The 20,384-nt window shown below is 71.9% G+C and carries 19 protein-coding genes and 5 tRNA genes; 18 read left to right on the forward strand and 6 right to left on the reverse strand.

The features are described from left to right. Positions 1-282: 282 nt before the first annotated feature. From ACWC9T_RS35815 to ACWC9T_RS35835, 5 genes are all read left to right on the forward strand, one after another. Positions 283-354: transfer RNA gene (locus ACWC9T_RS35815), tRNA-Gln, on the forward strand. Between the two features lie 47 nt (positions 355-401). Continuing rightward, positions 402-474 (forward strand) — tRNA-Glu (locus ACWC9T_RS35820). 27 nt (positions 475-501) lie between these two features. After that, a tRNA-Glu gene (locus ACWC9T_RS35825) sits at positions 502-574 on the forward strand. Between the two features lie 27 nt (positions 575-601). Further along, positions 602-674, forward strand: a tRNA-Glu gene (locus tag ACWC9T_RS35830). A gap of 49 nt (positions 675-723) precedes the next feature. Further along, positions 724-798 (forward strand) — tRNA-Gln (locus tag ACWC9T_RS35835). Between the two features lie 143 nt (positions 799-941). Here ACWC9T_RS35835 and ACWC9T_RS35840 read toward each other — a convergent pair. Beyond that, positions 942-1,655 (reverse strand): IclR family transcriptional regulator, encoded by a 714-nt coding sequence (locus ACWC9T_RS35840; RefSeq protein ID WP_030246527.1) that lies wholly within the window; start codon positions 1,653-1,655, stop codon positions 942-944. Positions 1,656-1,886: 231 nt separating this feature from the next. Between ACWC9T_RS35840 and leuC the strand changes: the two genes are divergently transcribed. The 4 genes from leuC to ACWC9T_RS35860 all read left to right on the forward strand — a co-directional run bounded on the left by leuC (position 1,887) and on the right by ACWC9T_RS35860 (position 5,309). Beyond that, a complete protein-coding gene (gene leuC, locus ACWC9T_RS35845) occupies positions 1,887-3,326 on the forward strand; it encodes a 3-isopropylmalate dehydratase large subunit (protein WP_449825229.1) in 1,440 nt (479 codons plus the stop codon). Between the two features lie 3 nt (positions 3,327-3,329). Beyond that, positions 3,330-3,926 carry a 3-isopropylmalate dehydratase small subunit gene (leuD, locus tag ACWC9T_RS35850; RefSeq protein ID WP_449825230.1) on the forward strand — a complete coding sequence of 199 codons (597 nt, stop codon included), beginning with the start codon at positions 3,330-3,332 and terminating at the stop codon, positions 3,924-3,926. 182 nt (positions 3,927-4,108) lie between these two features. After that, the gene (locus tag ACWC9T_RS35855) at positions 4,109-4,456 is read left to right on the forward strand and encodes an SCO5555 family protein (protein WP_449825231.1); all 348 of its coding nucleotides are present in this window, start codon (positions 4,109-4,111) and stop codon (positions 4,454-4,456) included. Between the two features lie 133 nt (positions 4,457-4,589). Continuing rightward, positions 4,590-5,309 (forward strand): HU family DNA-binding protein, encoded by a 720-nt coding sequence (locus ACWC9T_RS35860; RefSeq protein WP_449825232.1) that lies wholly within the window; start codon positions 4,590-4,592, stop codon positions 5,307-5,309. Between the two features lie 190 nt (positions 5,310-5,499). Here the strand turns inward: ACWC9T_RS35860 and ACWC9T_RS35865 are convergent, their stop codons facing one another. Next, the gene (locus ACWC9T_RS35865; protein WP_355673912.1) at positions 5,500-5,724 is read right to left on the reverse strand and encodes a hypothetical protein; all 225 of its coding nucleotides are present in this window, start codon (positions 5,722-5,724) and stop codon (positions 5,500-5,502) included. A 63-nt stretch (positions 5,725-5,787) separates the two neighbouring features. Then, complete coding sequence (gene cofC, locus ACWC9T_RS35870) at positions 5,788-6,480, reverse strand: 2-phospho-L-lactate guanylyltransferase (RefSeq protein WP_449825233.1); 693 nt, start codon at positions 6,478-6,480, stop codon at positions 5,788-5,790. Between the two features lie 230 nt (positions 6,481-6,710). On the opposite strand from cofC, the gene ACWC9T_RS35875 reads away from it, so the two are divergent. The 3 genes from ACWC9T_RS35875 to ACWC9T_RS35885 all read left to right on the forward strand — a co-directional run bounded on the left by ACWC9T_RS35875 (position 6,711) and on the right by ACWC9T_RS35885 (position 9,790). Then, positions 6,711-7,544: a lysophospholipid acyltransferase family protein gene (locus ACWC9T_RS35875; RefSeq protein ID WP_449825234.1), complete on the forward strand. Its 834-nt coding sequence runs from the start codon at positions 6,711-6,713 to the stop codon at positions 7,542-7,544. 14 nt (positions 7,545-7,558) lie between these two features. Beyond that, positions 7,559-8,542, forward strand: a complete 984-nt coding sequence (locus tag ACWC9T_RS35880; RefSeq protein WP_449825243.1) for an NAD(P)H-dependent glycerol-3-phosphate dehydrogenase — start codon at positions 7,559-7,561, stop codon at positions 8,540-8,542. Between the two features lie 102 nt (positions 8,543-8,644). Then, on the forward strand, positions 8,645-9,790 hold the full coding sequence (locus ACWC9T_RS35885; protein WP_449825235.1) for a D-alanine--D-alanine ligase family protein: 1,146 nt from the start codon (positions 8,645-8,647) through the stop codon (positions 9,788-9,790). Positions 9,791-9,870: 80 nt separating this feature from the next. On the opposite strand, the gene ACWC9T_RS35890 is transcribed toward ACWC9T_RS35885, so the two are convergent. Together ACWC9T_RS35890 and ACWC9T_RS35895 are read right to left on the reverse strand one after the other, a co-directional pair. Next, positions 9,871-10,389 carry a DUF3515 domain-containing protein gene (locus tag ACWC9T_RS35890; RefSeq protein WP_449825236.1) on the reverse strand — a complete coding sequence of 173 codons (519 nt, stop codon included), beginning with the start codon at positions 10,387-10,389 and terminating at the stop codon, positions 9,871-9,873. 20 nt (positions 10,390-10,409) lie between these two features. After that, complete coding sequence (locus ACWC9T_RS35895; protein WP_449825237.1) at positions 10,410-10,643, reverse strand: Lrp/AsnC family transcriptional regulator; 234 nt, start codon at positions 10,641-10,643, stop codon at positions 10,410-10,412. 209 nt (positions 10,644-10,852) lie between these two features. Between ACWC9T_RS35895 and ACWC9T_RS35900 the strand changes: the two genes are divergently transcribed. The 3 genes from ACWC9T_RS35900 (at position 10,853) to thiD (ending at position 14,023) form a co-directional block, all read left to right on the forward strand. Further along, on the forward strand, positions 10,853-11,818 hold the full coding sequence (locus ACWC9T_RS35900; RefSeq protein ID WP_449825238.1) for a thiamine-phosphate kinase: 966 nt from the start codon (positions 10,853-10,855) through the stop codon (positions 11,816-11,818). Between the two features lie 310 nt (positions 11,819-12,128). Then, entirely contained in the window at positions 12,129-13,154 is a 1,026-nt protein-coding gene (locus tag ACWC9T_RS35905) for an ATP-dependent 6-phosphofructokinase (protein ID WP_449825239.1), read from the forward strand. Positions 13,155-13,177: 23 nt separating this feature from the next. After that, entirely contained in the window at positions 13,178-14,023 is an 846-nt protein-coding gene (gene thiD / locus ACWC9T_RS35910; protein WP_449825240.1) for a bifunctional hydroxymethylpyrimidine kinase/phosphomethylpyrimidine kinase, read from the forward strand. A 150-nt stretch (positions 14,024-14,173) separates the two neighbouring features. Here the strand turns inward: thiD and rpmB are convergent, their stop codons facing one another. After that, entirely contained in the window at positions 14,174-14,359 is a 186-nt protein-coding gene (gene rpmB, locus ACWC9T_RS35915; protein WP_014138233.1) for a 50S ribosomal protein L28, read from the reverse strand. Between the two features lie 285 nt (positions 14,360-14,644). Here rpmB and ACWC9T_RS35920 point away from each other — a divergent pair, with 285 nt between their 5' ends. From ACWC9T_RS35920 to ACWC9T_RS35930, 3 genes are all read left to right on the forward strand, one after another. Then, positions 14,645-16,300, forward strand: a complete 1,656-nt coding sequence (locus ACWC9T_RS35920) for a DAK2 domain-containing protein (RefSeq protein WP_449825241.1) — start codon at positions 14,645-14,647, stop codon at positions 16,298-16,300. Positions 16,301-16,367: 67 nt separating this feature from the next. After that, a complete protein-coding gene (locus ACWC9T_RS35925) occupies positions 16,368-19,616 on the forward strand; it encodes a helicase-related protein (protein WP_449825242.1) in 3,249 nt (1,082 codons plus the stop codon). Between the two features lie 105 nt (positions 19,617-19,721). Beyond that, a complete protein-coding gene (locus ACWC9T_RS35930) occupies positions 19,722-20,255 on the forward strand; it encodes a hypothetical protein (protein WP_355674667.1) in 534 nt (177 codons plus the stop codon). The last annotated feature ends 129 nt before the right edge of the window (positions 20,256-20,384 follow it).

Consider the following 20,384-nt stretch of genomic DNA (forward strand, 5'->3'; position numbering starts at 1 on the left):
TGCGCGGGCTGCGCTCCGCCCTGGACCCCGTGCCCCGCGCCGGACGGGGCGGCGGTGCAGGGGGCGGGCCCGGCTTCACGCCGGGCCCGCGGCGCATCCGGAGGTCACCGGACGGCCTCCCCGCCGCTGCCTGCGGTTATCGATTTTGGAGCCAGGGCAGACGTCGGGTAATGTTCTTTCTGCGCCGCCCGGGAGGGAACGGACGAGGGAGCGAAAGCCCCTCGGAAGGGACCGACTGAGAGGCGCAACGCCTGAGAAGGGCCCGCAAGGGTTCAACTCTGGTGGGGTATGGTGTAATTGGCAGCACGACTGATTCTGGTTCAGTTAGTCTAGGTTCGAGTCCTGGTACCCCAGCGCAGTGCGATCCAAGTGGTCGGTACCGCAGTACAAATGAAGATCAAGCCCCCGTTGTGTAGCGGCCTAGCACGCTGCCCTCTCACGGCAGTAGCGCCGGTTCGAATCCGGTCGGGGGTACTGATCCCGCAAGGGATCGCCTGGAAAGCCCCCGTTGTGTAGCGGCCTAGCACGCTGCCCTCTCACGGCAGTAGCGCCGGTTCGAATCCGGTCGGGGGTACTGATCCCGCAAGGGATCGCCTGGAAAGCCCCCGTTGTGTAGCGGCCTAGCACGCTGCCCTCTCACGGCAGTAGCGCCGGTTCGAATCCGGTCGGGGGTACCTCAGAGCAGGAAGCCGGTGGGCTCGCCCATCGGCCCTTGCTTTGTGTTGGGGTATGGTGTAATTGGCAGCACGAGTGATTCTGGTTCATTTAGTCTAGGTTCGAGTCCTGGTACCCCAGCCAGAAATTGGAAGACCCCGGTTATCGGGGTCTTTTGTTTTGTACCGGGAAATGATGTGAAGGGCCCCGCTCGACTCCGAGCGGGGCCCTCTCGTCTTTCGTGGGGGGAGGGGTGGGGGAAGGGGCGGGTGGGGGAGTCGGTCGGGTCAGCTCCGGCGCAGCGCCTCGGTGAGCCGGTTCGCGGCCTCGATGATGGCCTGGGCGTGCAGGCGGCCCGGGTGGCGGGTCAGCCGCTCGATCGGGCCGGAGACGGAGACGGCGGCTACCACGCGGTTGGAGGGGCCGCGGACGGGAGCGGAGACGGACGCGACGCCCGGCTCCCGCTCGCCGATCGACTGGGCCCAGCCGCGCCGCCGGACGCCGCTCAGCGCGGTGGCGGTGAAGCGCGCGCCCTGGAGGCCGCGGTGGAGCCGCTCGGGCTCCTCCCAGGCCAGCAGGACCTGGGCGGCCGAGCCGGCCTTCATCGGCAGGGTGCTGCCGACCGGGACGGTGTCCCGCAGGCCGGAGAGCCGCTCGGCGGCGGCTACGCAGATCCGCATCTCGCCCTGGCGGCGGTAGAGCTGTGCGCTCTCGCCGGTGACGTCGCGCAGGTGGGTGAGGACCGGGCCCGCGGTGGCGAGCAGCCGGTCCTCGCCCGCCGCGGCGGAGAGTTCGGACAGTCGGGGGCCGAGGATGAAGCGCCCCTGCATGTCTCTGGTGACCAGACGGTGGTGTTCGAGTGCGACGGCGAGTCTGTGGGCCGTGGGGCGCGCCAGACCGGTGGCGGCGACCAGCCCCGCCAACGTGGCGGGGCCCGACTCCAGTGCGCTCAGCACCAGAGCGGCCTTGTCGAGAACGCCGACGCCGCTAGTGTTGTCCATGCCCTAAGACTGCAGTCTCATTCCGCGAGACGCAAGTTCAATCTTCCGGGAAAAGCGCCACTCTGGATGCAGCAGCCCGGGAGACATCCAGGATGGGACCTCGCCAGAGTGTCCGCATCGTGGACAGCGATCCGGCGTGCAGGTTGCGCGAACGCGCCCCGCACAGGGCGGCGCAAGCGTTTACCCGACGACACGAGAAGGCCGGCAACGCGGCCGGCTGGAGGGAATCCGATGGGACGGACACTCGCAGAGAAGGTCTGGGACGACCACGTCGTGCGGCGCGCGGAGGGCGAGCCCGACCTGCTGTTCATCGACCTGCACCTGCTCCACGAGGTGACCAGCCCGCAGGCCTTCGACGGGCTGCGCCTGGCCGGCCGCAAGGTCCGCCGCACCGATCTGACGATCGCCACCGAGGACCACAACACCCCGACCCTGGACATCGACAAGCCGATCGCCGACCCGGTCTCCCGCGTCCAGCTGGAGACCCTGCGCCGGAACGCGGCCGAGTTCGGCGTCCGGATCCACTCGCTCGGCGATGTCGAGCAGGGCGTGGTGCACGTGGTCGGCCCGCAGCTCGGCCTGACCCAGCCCGGCACCACGGTGGTCTGCGGCGACTCCCACACCTCCACCCACGGCGCCTTCGGCGCGCTGGCGTTCGGCATCGGCACCAGTCAGGTCGAGCACGTGCTGGCCACCCAGACCCTGCCGCTGGCGCCGTTCAAGACCATGGCGATCACCGTCGAGGGCGAACTGCCCGAGGGCGTCACGGCCAAGGACCTGATCCTGGCCGTCATCGCGAAGATCGGCACCGGCGGCGGCCAGGGCTACGTCCTGGAGTACCGCGGTTCGGCGATCCGGAGCCTGTCCATGGAGGCCCGGATGACCGTCTGCAACATGTCCATCGAGGCCGGCGCCCGGGCCGGCATGATCGCCCCGGACGAGACCACCTTCGCCTACCTCGAAGGCCGCCCGCACGCCCCGCAGGGCGAGGACTGGGACGCCGCCGTCGCGTACTGGAGGACCCTGGTCACCGACGAGGACGCGGTCTTCGACCACGAGGTCCTCATCGACGCGAGCGAGCTGACCCCGTTCGTCACCTGGGGCACCAACCCCGGCCAGGGCGCCCCGCTGGGCTCCGACGTCCCGCACCCCGAGGACTTCGCCGACCCGCAGGAGCGCCTGGCGGCCGAGAACGCCCTGGCGTACATGGGCCTTGAGGCCGGCACCCCGCTGCGCGAGGTCGCCGTGGACGCCGTCTTCGTCGGCTCCTGCACCAACGGCCGGATCGAGGACCTGCGCGCCGCCGCCGCGGTGCTGGAGGGACGCAAGGTCGCCGACAGCGTACGGATGCTGGTCGTCCCGGGCTCGGTCCGGGTCGCCCTGCAGGCCGTCGAGGAGGGCCTGGACAAGGCGTTCACCGCCGCCGGGGCCGAATGGCGGCACGCCGGCTGCTCGATGTGCCTGGGCATGAACCCCGACCAACTCGCCCCCGGGGAGCGCTGCGCCTCCACCTCGAACCGCAACTTCGAGGGCCGGCAGGGCAAGGGCGGCCGCACCCACCTGGTCTCCCCGCAGGTCGCCGCCGCGACCGCCGTCCTGGGCCGCCTGGCGTCTCCTTCCGATCTGAACCCCGCCGACCTGGCGGACACCAACGTCGCCGTGGAGGCCTGAGCCATGGAGAAGTTCACCACCCACACCGGCCGGGCCGTCCCGCTGCGCCGCAGCAACGTGGACACCGACCAGATCATCCCGGCCCATTGGCTCAAGAAGGTCACCCGATCCGGTTTCGAGGACGGACTGTTCGAGGCCTGGCGCAAGGACGAGTCGTTCATCCTCAACCGGCCCGAGCGCCGGGGCGCCACGGTCCTGGTGGCCGGCCCCGAGTTCGGCACCGGCTCCTCCCGTGAGCACGCCGTCTGGGCGCTGCAGAACTACGGCTTCCACGCGGTCATCTCCTCGCGCTTCGCCGACATCTTCCGCGGCAACTCGCTGAAGAACGGCCTGCTGACCGTCGTGCTGCCGCAGGAGACCGTGGAGCGCCTCTGGACGCTCACCGAGAGTGACCCTTCGGCCGAGATCACCGTTGACCTGGAGAAGCGCGAAGTGCGCGCCGAAGGCGTCAGCGCGGGCTTCGAACTGGACGACAACGTGCGGTGGAGGCTGCTCAACGGGCTGGACGACATCAGCATCACGCTGCAGAGCGAGGCCGACATCGCGGCCTACGAGGCGACCCGCCCAGCGTTCAAGCCCCGTACCCTGCCGGTCTACTGAGTTCCCCTCAGAACAAGCATTCTGGCGATCGACCGGATGGCCCGCGCTCCCCTCGGGGGGGCCGGGCCATCCATCGTTCCGGAGCGCGAGTTAGCGCCGAGGCCCGCCCCGGATTGCCCATTTGGCTTTGCGGAAGAGGGCCCCGCGCAAGTACAACTGCGGGTAGATGGCACAATCAGTACATGCACCGGCACCATGAACCTCCGTACGCGGGCGGCGAACCCGCGTCCGAGGAGTCCACGGGCCGGGGATCCGAACGCCGAATTGACGATCGGCCGGACGTCACCTCCGCACCAGCTGAGGTGCCGGACGACCAGGAAGTCGTAGCGCTCTACGCGCTTGTGGCCGAGCGGTTGAAGCAAGCTCACGCCCGCGTGCATGCGCTGAACGTGTCTGCCGATGCAAAGACCGCTCTCACCCGTCAACTGCTCATCGTCACGGAGACTGCCAAGCGCGATCTTCCGGAGGCGGCAAGGCGGTTGAGTCGCTTTGTACATGACCTCGACGAGGGGCGCCCGCCCCTCGACTGAGGTCGCGGACGCGCAAATCCATTGCGACACTAGGGTGATTCGCGCGTTTGGTAATTGAAAGTCCGCAGATACATACCTAACGTGCGAAAAGAACGGATGGAATCATCCGGCGCCCGTTTCCGAAGGGGAAGACGTGAACAAGGCTCAGCTTGTCGAAGCGGTGGCCGAGCAGCTGGGCGGTCGCAAGGCTGCCGCAGAGGCCGTCGACGCAGTGCTCGACACCATGGTCCGTGCCGTTGTGGCCGGTGACCGGGTTTCGGTCACCGGTTTCGGCACCTTCGAGAAGGTGGAGCGCTCCGCGCGCTTCGCCCGCAACCCGCAGACCGGCGAGCGGGTCAAGGTCAAGAAGACCTCGGTCCCCCGCTTCCGTCCCGGCCAGGGCTTCAAGGACCTGGTCAGCGGCAGCAAGAAGCTGCCGAAGGAAGGCCCCTCGGTGAAGAAGGCCCCCAAGGGCTCCCTCACCCCGGGCAAGGCCGGCGTCGCCGCCACCCCGGCCGCCAAGCGTGCCGCCACCAAGCGCGCCACCGCCGCTGCCGCCGCTCCGGCCGCGACCAAGAAGGCCGCCGCCAAGAAGGCGACCACCACCGCTGCTGCCGCCAAGAAGACCACGGCCACCGCCGCGAAGAAGGCGACCGCCGCCAAGAAGACCACCACCGCTGCCGCCGCCAAGAAGACCACGGCGGCCGCGACCAAGAAGACGGCCGCCGCCAAGAAGGCGACCACCACCGCTGCCGCCGCCAAGAAGACCACGGCCACCGCCGCGAAGAAGGCGACCGCCACGGCCAAGAAGACGGCCCCGGCGAAGAAGACTGCCACCCGCAAGACCACCGCGCGCAAGACCACTGCCAAGTAAGTCCCGCGCGACTGTCCTCGGACGGCCTTCGGCTCAGAGCCGCGGCACCCCCTTCCGCCAATTGCGGGGACCGGGTGGCCGCGGCTCTTTCGTTTTCCGGGCGCTTAGTCAGGATTCGACGGCGACCGGCGCCCAAGGCGGGGAAAACCGCAGGAACAGCGCGCGCGGAGTGGCGGAAAGCCCCGGTCGGTCAGCCCTGGTCGGCAGGGTCGGGGAAGGTCTGCAAGGTCACGAAGACCACCCGGCGGGCCTCACCGGTGCCCTCGGTGCGGATCCGCACCCGCTGGCCGGGCCGCAGCAGCCGCAGGCCGCCGGCGTCGAAGGCGGCCGCGTCGAACGGCACCGGGGTCCCGTCGTCGAGCAGCACGGAGCCGGCTCTGGTGTCGGGGTCGAAGGTGAACGCGGTGGCCTGCATGCCAGCAGCATAGCGAGCGGGTCGGACAGGCCTCCGGGCCAGGACCCTCGGTCAGGCCTCCGGTCAGGAACCGCTCAGCCGGGCGTACAGGGCGCTGGTGTACGGGCCGAGGCCGAGCGTCGCCGCCTCGCCGAGGTCGGTGCCGGTGTCGACGTCCCGGCGCACCGACTCCACGTCCGCCAGGCGCAGTTCGCGTGCCCCGCCAGCCGCGTGCCGGGCCCGTGAGCCGTCCCCGAAGGCGGGCGAGAGCGGGCGGCCGGGGGCGCTGGCGAGCAGGGTGGTGCCGAGGCCGGGGGAGTCGGGCAGGAAGGCCCGGCCGTCCGACGGCACCGCGCCCAGCACCCGGGCGAGTTCGGCCGGGCGCAGGGCCGGCAGGTCCGCCGAGAGGGCGGCCAGTGGGGCCCGCGGGGCGAGCGCCAAGGCGGCCGAGGCGCCGTGCGCCAGCGCCCGGTTGAGGCCGCCGCCCGGCTCGTCGGCGACGACCAGGGCACCCAGCGCCGCCAACCGGGCGCCGGCGGCGGTGTCCCGGGTGACCACCAGGACCCGGGCCACGCCGGGGGTGGCCAGCGCGGCCGTGACGGTGTCGAGCGCGAAGGAGAGGGCCAGGTCCGCCCGGTGCGGCCCGGCGTACGGGGCCAGTCTGCTCTTCGCCAGGGCGAGCGGCTTGAGTGGCAGCACCAGCGACCAGTCGGCGGTGGGTGCGGCGGGCGCGGCGGGCGCGGCGGGCTCGCCGGGGCGTACGGTGTCCTGGGTCATCGGCGTCATTGTGACGCCGGTGCCGGAGCCCCCGCCAGGCCGTCCGAGCTGTGCGGACGTGCGTTTGATCACGACCGCAGGGCGGGTTGGCGCGGTCGCTCGACAGCCGGTGAGCGGCCGGGCGACACTGTTCCGCGCCCGCGAACCGGGCACCGGGCAGGCCGATGCGCGCCACCGGGACGCACCGACCGCGGCACCCCTGGTGCCGCACGTGATGAGAAGGAGCTGGGGTGGCCCGCCGCTCGTACGCCAAGTTCGGTAACGCCGACTACGGCATCTGGTACCGCTTCGCGGCCGTGCTGGTGAAGCCGGTGACGACCGCCCTGGTGAAGCCGGACTGGCGGGGTTGGGAGCACATTCCGAAGGAAGGCGGCTTCATCGCCGCGGTGAACCACAATTCGATCATCGATCCGGTCGTCTACGCGCACTGGCAGTACAACAGCGGCCGGCCGCCGCGGATTCTCGGCAAGTCCTCGCTGTTCTCGATTCCCTTCATCGGATTCATGCTCCGCAAGACCGGTCAGATTCCGGTGTTCCGTGAGTCCGCCGACGCCGCGCAGGCCTTCCGGGCCGCGATCGACGCCGTCAACAGCGGCCAGTGCGTGCAGTTCTACCCGGAGGGAACGCTCACCCGGGACCCGGACCTGTGGCCGATGACCGGCAAGAACGGCGTCGCCCGGGTCGCGCTGATGACCGGTGCGCCGGTCATCCCGGTCGCGCACTGGGGCGCCCACGAGATCATCCCGCCGTACGGCCGGCCCGGTTACGGCAAGGGCAAGTTCAACCTCTTCCCGCGCCACAGGGTCACCGTCGCGGCCGGGCCCGCGGTGGACCTCAGCAAGTACCAGGGCCAGGAGCTCACCGCCCAGGTGCTCGCCGACGCGACCGAGGACATCATGACGGCGATCACCGCCGTGCTGGCCGACATCCGCGGCGAGGAGCCGCCGGCCGAGCGTTACGACATGCGCAAGGCCGCCCGCGAGCGGGCCACCGCCGCGCTGGCCGAGCGCCGCCGGGCCAAGGGCCCCAAGAACGACAACGACGGTGAGGGGACGGGCCGGTGACCCGCTGCGCAGTGATGGGGACCGGGTCCTGGGGCACCGCCTTCGCGATGGTGCTGGCCGACGCGGGCTGCGAGGTGGTGCTGTGGGCCCGCCGCCAGGAGCTGGTGGACGCCGTCAACAGCACCCACGAGAACCCGGACTACCTGCCGGGCATCCGGCTGCCCGACTCCGTCCGGGCCACCACCGACGCCGCCGAGGCGCTGGCCGGCGCCGACTTCGCGGTGCTCGTGGTGCCCTCGCAGACGCTGCGCGACAACCTGGCCGCCTGGGCGCCGCTGATCGAGCCGCAGACCGTGCTGGTGAGCCTGATGAAGGGCATCGAACTCGGCACCGCCAAGCGGATGAGCGAGGTGATCGACGAGGTCACCAAGGTCGGCCCGGAGCGTGTCGCGGTGGTCAGCGGGCCCAACCTGGCCAAGGAGATCGCCAACCGGCAGCCCGCCGCGAGTGTGGTCGCGTGCACCGACGAGGCGGTCGCCAAGCGGCTCCAGGCGGCCTGCCACACGCCGTACTTCCGGCCGTACACCAACACCGACGTGGTCGGCTGCGAACTCGGCGGCGCGGTCAAGAACGTGATCGGCCTGGCGGTCGGCATGGCGGCGGGAATGGGGCTCGGCGACAACACCAAGGCGACCCTGATCACCCGCGGGCTGGCCGAGACCACCCGCCTCGGCGAGGTACTGGGCGCCGACCCGCACACCTTCGCGGGGCTCGCCGGGATGGGCGACCTGGTCGCCACCTGCTCCTCGCCGCTGTCGCGCAACAACACCTTCGGCATGAACCTGGGCCGCGGCATGTCGCTGGCCGAGACCATCGCGGCCACCCGGCAGACCGCGGAGGGCGTCAAGTCCTGCGAGTCGGTGCTGGACCTGGCCCGCCGCAGCGGGGTCGACATGCCGATCGTCGAGGCCGTGGTGGACGTGGTGCACAACGGGCGGCCGACCCAGGAGGCGCTGCAGGCGCTGATGTCGCGCTCGGCCAAGGCCGAACGGCGCTGAGGCCGCGGGACGGTGCCGCGGGACCGGGCCAGGGGGCTCTCCGGCGCCCCGGGTGGGCGTTGACCTCCCGGAAACGCGGCGCACGGTAGTCTCAAACCCGATATGAGCATCGAACAGACCTCCCTGAACCCGTCCGCCCGGAAGGCACGCGTCGCGCTGGTCTTCGGCGGGCGCAGCTCCGAGCACGCGATCTCGGTCTCCACCGCGGGCAGTGTGCTCAGGGCGATCGACCGCGACAAGTACGACGTGCTGCCGATCGGTATCACGCACGAGGGCCGCTGGGCGCTGACCAGTGACGAGCCGGCCCGGATGGCCATCACCGACGGCAGGCTGCCGGACGTGGCGCACATCGCCGAGTCCGTCGACGGACAGGTCACGCTGTCCGCCTCCCCGGGCAACCGGGAAGTGGTCCTCAGCGAGCCGGGAAGCGCCCCCAAGGACCTCGGCGACGTCGACGTGGTGTTTCCCCTGCTGCACGGCCCGTGGGGCGAGGACGGCACCCTGCAGGGCCTGCTGGAGCTCTCCGGCATCCCGTACGTCGGCAACGGCGTGCTGGCCAGCGCGGCAGGCATGGACAAGGAGTTCGCCAAGCGGATCCTGGCCTCGCACGGTCTGGGCGTCGGCGACTACACCATCGTGCGGCCGCGCGACTGGGAGACCGAGCAGGGCCGCGCGGACGTGCGCGAGCGCGCCGCCGCGCTCGGCCTGCCGCTGTTCGTGAAGCCCTGCCGGGCCGGCTCCAGCATCGGCATCACCAAGGTCAAGGACCTGGCCGACCTGGACGCGGCGATCGAGGAGGCCCGTCGGCACGACCCCAAGCTGATCATCGAGGCCGGGGTCTCCGGCCGCGAGATCGAGTGCGGCGTGCTGGAGTTCGAGGACGGCCCGCGGGCCAGCGTCCCGGCCGAGGTGCTGGTCGGCGAGGGCTTCGACTTCTACGACTTCGAGGCCAAGTACATCGACTCCTCCGAGGTGCGGATCCCGGCGCGGCTGACCGTCGAGGAGACCGCGGAGATCCAGCGCCAGGCGGTGGCCGCGTTCGAGGCCTTCGGCTGCGAGGGCCTGGCCCGGGTGGACTTCTTCCTCCTGGAGGACGGCAGCTGGATGATCAACGAGATCAACACCATGCCGGGCTTCACCCCGATCTCCGCCTACCCGAAGATGTGGGAGGCCAGCGGGGTCGCGTACGCGGAGCTGATCGACCGGCTGCTGCAGTCGGCGCTGCGCCGCTCGACCGGGCTGCGGTAGTCGTACCGACGGTGAGAGGGCGGGCCGGGAAGCTCCCGGCCCGCCCTCGGTGCGTTCCGTGACTCGCCCGCTCGGCTGGCTCAGCCCGGGATCGCGGCCTTCACCAGGTCGCTCAGGGCGGCCGCCGGGTCGAAGGGGTTCTGCGCGGCCCCCGCCGGGACGGTCACCTCGACGTAGGCGGCGCGCATGGTCGTCACGAAGCGGTAGCCGCCGTCGCCGAGTTGCTGCGACCACCAGGTGACGTCGTTCGCGCTCGGGGACCAGTCCTCGGCGTGCTCGCCGTTCAACTCCTCCGGCCGGTCGATGCCGCAGCGCAGCACCGTCCGCGGCGAGCCGCCCCAGGCCGCCGTGTACGGGGACGCGGGCGACGGGTCCTTGCGGGCGTGTCCGAGCAGCTCGTGCGGCAGCGCGGAGGCCAGTGCGCGGCAGTACTCCGCGGCCCTACCGGTCGGCTGCGGGACCTCGACGTCCGGGTCGGCCGAACTCCAGCTGCCGATCAGCACCACGACCGTGCAGGTCAGCGCGACCGGCACGGTCAGCCAGCGGACCGGCGCCGGAAGCGCGGTCAGCGCCTTGGGGATACGGAGTTCTCTGCCCACCCGCCGATGGTAGCCGGGGCTTAGAGGTGGACCACCGGACAGGTCAGGGTGCGGGTGATGCCCTCGACCTTCTGGACGTTGGCGACCACCATGCGGCCCAGGTCGTCCACGGTCTCGGCCTGGGCCTTGACGATCACGTCGTACGGGCCGGTGACGTCCTCGGCGGTGAGCACTCCGGGGATCTTGCCGATCGTATCGGCCACGGCGCTGGCCTTGCCGACCTCGGTCTGGATCAGGATGTATGCCTGTACCACGTGGGCCTCCCGGCGGTCGGTAACGGGGATCGCCGCCGTGTTCGCCCGGTCGGGCACAGGGGTGGGAGCGGGCTCAGCGGCAGACTGATCACCACGCTACCGCGCAGCGGGCCGGGGAGGGGAGACTTCTGCACCCCCGAAGGGCGTACGCTGCGCGCGGGGGAGCGCGACGGGGACTGGATTCGGATGGAAACGCGAGAGGACGGCAGATGCAGGGGACCGTGGGCGAGCTGGGCGAGTTCGGCCTCATCAAGGAGCTGACGGCCCGGGTACCGCTCACCGACGCGGTCGACCTCGGTCCCGGGGACGACGCCGCGGTGGTGAAGGCCCCGGACGGCCGGGTGGTGGCCACCACGGACGTCCTGATCGAGAACCGGCACTTCCGCCGGGACTGGTCCACCGCCTACGACGTGGGCCGCAAGGCCGCCGCCCAGAACCTCGCCGACGTGGCCGCGATGGGTGCGGTGCCGACCGCGATACTGCTCGGGCTGGTCGCCCCCGCCGACCTGCCGACCACCTGGGCCACCGAGCTGATGGACGGGCTGCGCGACGAGTGCCAGGTGGCCGGGGCGACGGTGGTCGGCGGCGACGTGGTGCGCGGTGACACCGTCATGCTGGCCATCACGGCGCTCGGCGACCTCCAGGGGCGCGCGGCGGTGACGCGCTCCGGAGCCCAGGTCGGCGACGTGGTCGCGGTGACCGGCTGGCTCGGCTGGTCAGCGGCCGGGTTGACGGTGCTGCAGCGCGGCTTCCGCTCCCCGCGCGCCTTCGTCGAGGCGCACCGCCGGCCCGAGCCGCCGTACCACGCGGGCCCGGCCGCCGCCGAGTTGGGCGCGACCTCGATGATCGACGTGAGCGACGGGCTGGTCGCCGACCTCGGCCACGTGGCCCGGGCCAGCGACGTGGACATCGACCTCAAGGCCGCCGACTTCGACGTCCCGGCGCAGATGGCCGACATCGGCCAGGCAGTCGGGGTGGACCCGTTGGTCTGGGTGCTGTCCGGCGGTGAGGACCACGCGATCGTGGCCACCTTCCCGCGCGGGGTCCAACTCCCGGCCCGTTGGCGGGTGGTGGGCGAGGTGACCGGTCGTCCGCGGGGGTCGCGCAGCGGCCGGGTGACGGTGGACGGCGCGCCCTGGGACCGGGTCGGCGGCTGGGACCACTTCGCCGAGTGACCGTTGCTCGCCCGCTCGCCTCCGGGGCGCTGCGACCCGGTGCCGACGGTCGGCGCTCCGATGCCCTCGTGCCTCGGACCTCCTCGCTTCTCCCTTTCGGCACCGGCGCGCCCCTTCGGCTCGGGGCGGGTTCGCCGATCGGCGTACGGAGTACGGCGGATGGGCACTGGACACCGGTGCGGCATGTGACGGTCCGGGCGTGCGGCGGACGGGCTTCGAGGGTGCGTTTTGCGTAGGCTTGCGGCATCCGAGCCCGCCCGCCCGTCCGGGGTGGGTGGTCTGAACCACTGCGAGCGGGAGCACACCACACATGCGCATCGGTGTACTGACCAGCGGCGGCGACTGCCCCGGCCTCAACGCGGTGATCAGGTCGGTGGTGCACCGGGGAACGGACGTCCACGGGGACGAGATCGTCGGCATCGAGGACGGCTTCCTCGGCCTGATCGAGGGCCGCGCCCGGCCGGTCTCGCACGACGACGTCACCGGTCTGCTCACCCTCGGCGGCACCATCCTGGGCTCGGCCCGGGTGCGGCGCGAGCGGATCGCCTGGGCGGTGGAGAACGCGCGGACGCTGGCCCTGGACGTCGGCATCGACGCGCTGATCGCGATCGGCGGCGAGGGGACGCTCACCGCCGCCAAGCAGTTCAGCGACGCCGGGCTGCCAGTGGTCGGGGTGCCCAAGACCATCGACAACGACATCGACGCCACTGACGTCACCTTCGGCTTCGACACCGCGGTGCACGTCGCGACCGAGGCGATCGACCGGCTGAAGACCACCGCCGAGTCCCACCAGCGCGTCATGGTGGTCGAGTTGATGGGCCGGCACACCGGCTGGATCACCCTCACCGCGGGCATGGCCGGCGGCGCCCACGGCATCCTGATCCCGGAGAAGCCCTTCGACATCGAGGCGGTGGCCCGGATGGTCGAGGACCGCTTCGCCCGCGGCAAGAAGTTCGCCATCATCGCCGTCGCCGAGGGCGCGGCCCCGCAGCCCGGCACCATGCGTTTCGACCACGGCGACGTCGACCAGTTCGGGCACCAGACCTTCGGCGGGATCGGCAACCGGCTTGCCCACGAGCTGGAGAACCTGCTCGGCAAGGAGGCCCGCCCGGTCATCCTCGGCCACGTCCAGCGCGGCGGCACCCCGATTGCCCGGGACCGGGTGCTCGCCACCCGCTTCGGCTGGCACGCGGTGGAGGCCGTCCACCAGGGCGCGTTCGGGCACTTCACCGCGCTGCGCGGGACCGGCATCGAGCTGGTGCCGATCGGCGATGCGGTGACCCGGCTGAAGACGGTGCCGGAGGACCGCTGGGCGGAGTCCGAGGCGGTGCTCTGAACCGGCGCGGGTAGGTTGGGGCCATGGCCCTCCCGTCTCCCACCCCCGCCCCCGGCCGAAACGCTTCGCGCGGCCCCTCCGATGCTCCTCCCCGCGTGCTCACCATCGCCGGCTCCGACTCCGGCGGCGGCGCCGGCATCCAGGCCGACCTCAAGGCGATGCTCGCCCTCGGCGTCCACGGCATGAGCGTGATCACCGCCGTCACCGCGCAGAACTCGCTCGGCGTCCAGGGCTACTGGGAACTGCCTGCCGAAGCCGTCCGGGCGCAGTTCCGCAGCGTGGTGGACGACATCGGGGTGCAGGCCGTGAAGACCGGGATGCTCGCCTCGATCGAACTGGTCGAGACCGTTTCCGAGCTGCTGTCCGGAGTGGCGGCCCCGGTGGTGGTCGACCCGGTCGGTGTCTCCAAGCACGGGGACGCGCTGCTGGCCGCCGAGGCGGTGGCCACCGTCCGCGAGAGGCTGCTTCCGGTCGCCACCGTGGTCACCCCCAACCTGCACGAGGTGACCCAACTCACCGGCCGGACCGTCGAGGACGAGTCGCAGATGCTGGACGCCGCCAAGGCGCTGGTCGACCTTGGGCCGCGCTGGGCGCTGGTCAAGGGCGGCCACCTGGAGGGCGAGGCCGCCGACCTGCTCTACGGCGGTCCGGACGAGGTGCACTGGTACCGCGCGCCGCGCTACGACAACCGGCACACCCACGGCACCGGCTGCACCTTGGCCAGCTCGATCGCGGCCGGCCTGGCCAAGGGGGAGTCGCTGCCCGAGGCGGTGGGCTCGGCCAAGGAGTACATCACCGGCGCGATCGCCGCCGGCTTCGCGCTGGGCGCCGGGATCGGGCCGGTCGACCACGCCTGGCGCTGGCGCTAGCCGGCAGCCGGAAAACAGTGGTGGGCGGGCCCCAAGGGAGCCCGCCCACCACGGTTGCGTCCGGAAAGCGTGACCGGTCCCGGAAACAGCGAAGCCGGTCCATCCGAGGATGAACCGACTCACTGGAGGACCGGCATGCCGGTCTGCGCGTCAGCGCGAGACCTTACCGGCCTTGATGCACGAGGTGCAGACGTTGAGCCGCTTCGGCGTCCGCCCAATCACAGCGCGCACCGTCTGGATGTTGGGGTTCCAACGACGGGGGGTACGGCGGTGAGAGTGGGAGATGCTGTTGCCGAAGCCCGGCCCCTTGCCGCAGACGTCGCAGTTGGCAGCCACAGGAGTCACTCCAAGACTTCAGATCAGATACTTTCGAAAACCCCACTCACCCACCGGAGCACTCACGTGAACCAGACCGGACAAGGGGGTGAGCCTGGACGGTTCCAGGCAACCGGAAGAGCATACAACGCTTGCTTCCGTCCCACGAAACTACCATGAGCGGCCGAGTGATCGCTCCGGCCGCCGATCCGGGCGGCCCCAGTCGGCGGCCCCCGATAACCTGCCGGTATCACCCCTCGCCGCTGCCCGTCAGGCCATATCGGCGTCCCATCCGGAGGAGACCTGGTGCTGCACACGCTCGACGCCCCGGCCGTGCGCACCTGGTGCCAGCTCGCCCTGCGCGCGCTCGGCCAAGCCCGCGAGGAGATCGACGCGCTCAACGTCTATCCGGTCCCGGACGGCGACACCGGCACCAACCTCTACCTGACCGTCGAGTCCGCCGCCGCCGAGGTGGAGAGCCGCTTCGCCGGCCCCGCCGCCGACCCCGCCGCCGACCCCGCCGCCGACCCGGCCCCCGGGCTGGCCGACGCGGTCCGGGCGATGGCCCGCGGCGCCCTGGTCGGCGCCCGCGGCAACTCCGGGGTGATCCTCGCCCAGTGGCTGCGCGGCGCGGCCGAGGCGCTCGCCGAGGGCGGCGGCGCCGAACAGCTGCGGGCCGCCCTTCAGCGGGCCGCCGACTCCGCCTACCAGGCCGTCGCGGAGCCCGTCGAGGGCACCCTGCTGACCGTCGCCCGGGTCGCCGCACGGGAGGCCGTACGGGCCGGGGACGGGCTCGGGCAGGTCGCCGACACCGCCCACCGGGCAGCCCGGGACGCGCTGCGGCACACGCCCGAGCAGCTCGCCGTGCTGGCCGAGAACGGGGTGGTGGACGCCGGCGGGCGCGGCCTGGTGGCCGTCCTCGGCGCCCTCGCCGACGCCGTCGCGGGGCAGCAGCCGATGGGGCCGGTCGCGCTGCGCGGGGACATTCGGGCCGTCGAGAGCTGCGAGGTGCACATCCGTCCGCCCGGCCCCGGACACCCCGCCTTCGAGGTCATCTACCTGCTGGACGCACCGGACCAGTCGCTGCCCGCGCTGCGCGAGCGCCTCGGCGCGCTCGGCGACTCGCTGGTGATCGGCGGCGGCGACGGCCTGTGGAACGTGCACGTCCACGTGGACGACGCGGGCGCCGCCGTGGAGGCCGGGGTCGAGGCCGGACGCCCGCACCAGATCCGGATCACCCACTTCGCCGAGGCCGCCGCCCGCTCCGGCACCGCCGCCGAGCCCGGCGAGCGCGAGGAGCAGGCCCGCGCGGTGCTCTCCGTGGTCTCCGGTGAGGGCCTGGCCGAACTGTGCGAGCAGGCCGGAGCCGTCGCCCTGCACGCCGACCCGGACCGTCGTCCGGCCAGCGCCGAACTCGCCGCCGCCGTGCGCCGCTCGGCCGCCCGCGAGGTGGTGCTGCTGCTCAACGACCCCGAACTGCGCGCCGCCGCCGGGGCCGCCGCCGACCAGCTGCGCGAGGAGGGCGTGCGGATCGCCGTCCTGCCCACCCGCTCGCCGGTGCAGGGGCTCGCGGCGCTCGCGGTGCACGAGGGCGGCCGCCGCTTCGACGAGGACGTGGTCGCCATGACCTCCGCCGCCGGGGCCACCCGGTACGCCGAACTGGCCGTCGCCGAGGGGGAGTCCTGGACCATGGCCGGGGTCTGCCAGGCCGGGGACGTGCTCGGACTGATCGACGGCGACGTCGCGGTGATCGGCGGCGGGCTGGCCGAGGTCGGCGAGAGCGTGCTGGACCGGATGCTCGGCGCGGGCGGCGAACTCGTCACCCTGATCCTCGGCGAGGGCGCCGACGACGGCCTCGCCGACCGGCTGGTCGCGCACGTGCGCCACCGGCGGCCGGAGGTGGACTCGGTGGTCTTCCACGGCGGGCAGGAGTCGACGCCGTTGCTCATCGGCGTCGAGTGAGCCGGGGGCGGGCGGGTCGCCCTTCGTGAGGCCGGTTTGTCGGTCCCGTGGTGTAAACAGGGGCCTGATGGGCGCTCTCGATGAACCACTGACCAAGCTCGTCGGCGACCGCACCGCGAAGGTGCTCGCCGACAGCCTCAAGCTGCGCACGGTCGGGGACCTGCTGCACCACTACCCGCGCCGCTACGTCGAGCGCGGCCAGCTCACCAGCCTGGACGAGCTGGAGATCGACGAGCACGTCACCGTGCTGGCCCGGATCGAGAAGGTCACCCTGATCCCGTTCCGCGGCCGCAAGGGCGACCGCCTGGAGGTCGTGGTCACCGACGGCCGCAGCCGGCTCTCGCTGGTCTTCTTCAACCAGGGATGGCGGCAGAAGGAGCTCAAGGCTGGCGCCCAGGGCCTGTTCGCGGGCAAGGTCGGCGTCTTCAACCGCACCCGTCAGCTGGTCTCACCCGACTACCAACTGCTCGACGAGGACGCCGGGTCGGACGCCGCCCGGCAGTTCGCCGGCCGGCTCATCCCCGTCTACGGCGCCAGCGCGCAGATGCCCAGCTGGAAGCTGTCCATCTGCATCGAGACCGCGCTCACCAAACACCTCGGCGACGTCGGCGAGCCGCTGCCCGCCGAACTGCGCGAGCGGCACGACCTGATCCCGCTGCCCGAGGCACTGGAGCTGATCCACCGCCCGCGCAGCCAGGCCGACCGCGAGCGCGCCCAGAGCCGGCTGCGCTGGGACGAGGCCTTCGTGCTGCAGGTCGCCCTCGCCCAGCGCCGGGCCGCCGACTCCGCACTGCCCGCCAAGCCGCGCAAGGCCCGCGAGGGCGGCCTGCTGGACGCCTTCGACGCCCGGCTGCCGTTCACCCTCACCGAGGGCCAGCGGAAGGTCTCCGCCGAGATCGCCGCCGACCTGGCCACCGAGCACCCGATGCACCGCCTGCTCCAGGGCGAGGTCGGCTCCGGCAAGGCCCAGCCGCTGGATGCCCTGGTTCTGACGCCCGGCGGATTCAGGGCCATGCGCGACATGCACGTCGGGGACCTGGTGGTGACACCGTCGGGTGATCTCGCTCCGATTGAGGGGGTGTTCCCTCAAGGCGAGCGCGATGTCTGGCGGCTCGTCCTGTCGGACGGAAGCTCCGTCGAGTGCGACGACGAGCATCTTTGGATCGTCGCGACCAGCTGTGCCTGGCACCGTGGCGACGAGCCCGAGATCCTCACGACGCGGGAGATCCGCGGCGACCTTTGGAAGCGCAACGGAACATCCAAGTGGTATCTGCCGCAGGCGACGCCCGTTGATCTCGGCCAGGGGGACGAGCAGCCGCTCGACCCCTACTTGATGGGCGTGCTGCTGGGAGACGGCACCTTCCGGCACCAGCTGGGATTCTCGACGGCTGACGCCGAGATCCTGGACGCGGTCAAGGCCACCGTCCCGCCGGAGTGCGTGGTCACTCAGAAGCTCAGCAAGCCATACGACTACCTGATCCGGTTGCCTGGTCCGCGCGGCGGGACACAGCGGAACCCGGTGAACCGAGTGCTGCGAGAGCTCGGCCTCTGGGACCTGACCTCCCATGAGAAGTTCGTCCCGGAGGTGTTCAAGAACGCCTCGGTCAAGCACCGGCTGGCTGTCCTGCAGGGGCTGATGGACACCGATGGCACGGTCGGGCGCAACGGGTACAGCGTCTCGTTCTGCAGCGCATCGCGAAGCCTCGCCGACGACGTGGCCTGGCTGGTGCGGTCGCTCGGTGGACGGGCCCGAGTGCGGCCGAAGCAGGCGGCGTTCGAGGTCTCGGTCGCGCTCCCTGACGAGTATCCGCCGTTCCGCCTGCCTCGGAAGGCCGAAAAGCTGACGGATCGCCTCAAGCGCAACACCTTCCGCCGGGGAATCCGTCAGATCGAGTACGTCGGCCGCAAGCCGGTTCAGTGCATTCGCGTCGGACACCCGGATGCTGCTTACGTCACGGACAACTTCACCGTGACGCACAACACGCTGGTCGCGCTGCGCGCCATGCTCGCCGTGGTGGACGCTGGCGGCCAGGCCGTCCTGCTCGCGCCCACCGAGGTGCTGGCCCAGCAGCACCACCGCTCGATCGTCGAGATGATGGGCGACCTCGCCGAGGGCGGCATGCTCGGCGGCTCCGATCTCGGCACCCGGGTGGTGCTGCTGACCGGCTCGATGGGCGTCCCCGCCCGCCGGCAGGCGCTGCTCGACATGGCCTGCGGGGACGCCGGGATCGCCATCGGCACCCATGCGCTGATCGAGGACAAGGTCCAGTTCCAGGACCTCGGCCTGGTCGTGGTGGACGAGCAGCACCGCTTCGGCGTCGAACAGCGGGACGCGCTGCGTGCCAAGGGCGACCAGCCGCCGCACCTGCTGGTGATGACCGCCACCCCGATCCCGCGCACCGTCGCGATGACCGTCTTCGGCGATCTGGAGACCTCCGTCCTGGACCAGCTCCCGGCCGGCCGCTCGCCGATCTCCACCCACGTCGTCCCGGCGCTGGAGAAGCCCAACTTCCTCACCCGAGCGTGGGAACGGGTCCGCGAGGAGGTCGCCAAGGGTCACCAGGCGTACGTGGTCTGCCCCCGGATCGGGGACGAGGAGCCGACGGCCCCGGCATCGAAGAACGAGGCCAAGAAGAAGCGGAAGGCGGCCGAGGAGGACTTCGAGGACATCGCCGACATCGGCGCCGCGAGCGACGAACGGCGGCCCCCGCTCTCGGTGGTGGAGACGGCGGAGAAGCTCGCCAAGGGCCCGCTGAGCGGCCTGCGGGTGGAGATCCTGCACGGGCGGCTCGCCCCGGAGGCCAAGGACGAGGTGATGCGCCGGTTCGCGGCCGGGGAGGTGGACGTGCTGGTCGCCACCACGGTCATCGAGGTCGGCGTCAACGTCCCCAACTCCACCGCGATGGTCATCATGGACGCCGACCGCTTCGGCGTCTCCCAGCTCCACCAGTTGCGCGGCCGGGTCGGCCGCGGCAGCGCGGCGGGCCTGTGCCTGCTGGTCAGCGACATGCCCGGGGGCAGCGCCGCCCGGGCCCGGCTGGACGCGGTGGCCGGCACCCTGGACGGCTTCGAGCTGTCCCGGATCGACCTCGAACAGCGCCGCGAGGGCGATGTGCTGGGCCAGGCGCAGTCCGGGGTGAAGTCCTCGCTCAAGGTGCTCTCGGTGCTGGAGGACGAGGAGGTCATCCTCACTGCCCGGACCGAGGCCACCCGGCTGGTCGCCGAGGACCCGGACCTCACCGCCCACCCGGAGCTGCGCACCGCGCTGGAGAGCCTGCTCGACGAGGACCGCGCGGCCTACATGGAGAAGGGCTGAGCGGGCCCTCGAACAGGCCGGATTGTCAGACCCCCGGGAGAGAATGAAGGTGTTCAGGACGCACCCTCAAGGTGCGTACCTGGCACGACACTTGGGGGTCCTGCCATGGCATTCCGTCATCTCAACGAGCTCCCGCTGGGCGACAAGGTCTTCCGGATCGAACTCGCCAGCGACGACGACCGCGAGGTCACCCTCACCCTGACCGGCTGGCGCGAGGGGGCGGCCGCCGCGCCGCTCGCCTCGGGCAAGCTCCGCCTGCCGGTCGAGGACGTCGCCTCGCTGCGGATCGCGCTCAACCGCGCGCTGCGGGCGCTGGCGATCGTCGCCGACGTCTCCGAGCCCATCCCCGACCGCGACGTGCTGCGCGAGCTGTACCCGGGCCACGGCGCCCCCTGGGTACCGCAGCACGAGGAGGAGCTGGTCCGGCGCTTCCACGACGGCGAGACCGTCGCCAGGATCGCCGCCCGTTTCGGCCGTACGCCCGACTCCGTCCGGACCAAGCTGCGCGAGCTCGGGCACGACCCGCGCCGCCCCGAGTTCTGCCCGCCCGACGGCTGCCTGTCCTGGTCCCGCTACGCCTCGCCGGCCCTGCTCGGCGCGGCGGTCCCGGCCCAGTCGGCGGGCTCCGAAGCCAGCTGACGAGCCGACCCCGGGGCTCCGCCGACGCGTCGGCGGAGCCCCGCTGCTCTGACCCGGTGCCGACGGTCGGCGCGCCGGCGCTCGTGCCTCGCTGGTCGCTGCTCCCTTTCGGCACCGGCGCGCCCCTTC

The sequence above is a fragment of the Kitasatospora sp. NPDC001159 genome (assembly GCF_053598235.1).

What these genes read in the sequence shown, in the direction of transcription:
- ACWC9T_RS35840 (WP_030246527.1), bottom strand. Translation starts at nt 1,655, where the DNA reads ATGGACAACACTAGCGGCGTCGGCGTTCTCGACAAGGCCGCTCTGGTG.
- leuC (WP_449825229.1), top strand. Translation starts at nt 1,887, where the DNA reads ATGGGACGGACACTCGCAGAGAAGGTCTGGGACGACCACGTCGTGCGG.
- leuD (WP_449825230.1), top strand. Translation starts at nt 3,330, where the DNA reads ATGGAGAAGTTCACCACCCACACCGGCCGGGCCGTCCCGCTGCGCCGC.
- ACWC9T_RS35855 (WP_449825231.1), top strand. Translation starts at nt 4,109, where the DNA reads ATGCACCGGCACCATGAACCTCCGTACGCGGGCGGCGAACCCGCGTCC.
- ACWC9T_RS35865 (WP_355673912.1), bottom strand. Translation starts at nt 5,724, where the DNA reads ATGCAGGCCACCGCGTTCACCTTCGACCCCGACACCAGAGCCGGCTCC.
- cofC (WP_449825233.1), bottom strand. Translation starts at nt 6,480, where the DNA reads ATGACCCAGGACACCGTACGCCCCGGCGAGCCCGCCGCGCCCGCCGCG.
- ACWC9T_RS35880 (WP_449825243.1), top strand. Translation starts at nt 7,559, where the DNA reads ATGGGGACCGGGTCCTGGGGCACCGCCTTCGCGATGGTGCTGGCCGAC.
- ACWC9T_RS35885 (WP_449825235.1), top strand. Translation starts at nt 8,645, where the DNA reads ATGAGCATCGAACAGACCTCCCTGAACCCGTCCGCCCGGAAGGCACGC.
- ACWC9T_RS35900 (WP_449825238.1), top strand. Translation starts at nt 10,853, where the DNA reads ATGCAGGGGACCGTGGGCGAGCTGGGCGAGTTCGGCCTCATCAAGGAG.
- ACWC9T_RS35905 (WP_449825239.1), top strand. Translation starts at nt 12,129, where the DNA reads ATGCGCATCGGTGTACTGACCAGCGGCGGCGACTGCCCCGGCCTCAAC.
- thiD (WP_449825240.1), top strand. Translation starts at nt 13,178, where the DNA reads ATGGCCCTCCCGTCTCCCACCCCCGCCCCCGGCCGAAACGCTTCGCGC.
- ACWC9T_RS35925 (WP_449825242.1), top strand. Translation starts at nt 16,368, where the DNA reads ATGGGCGCTCTCGATGAACCACTGACCAAGCTCGTCGGCGACCGCACC.
- ACWC9T_RS35930 (WP_355674667.1), top strand. Translation starts at nt 19,722, where the DNA reads ATGGCATTCCGTCATCTCAACGAGCTCCCGCTGGGCGACAAGGTCTTC.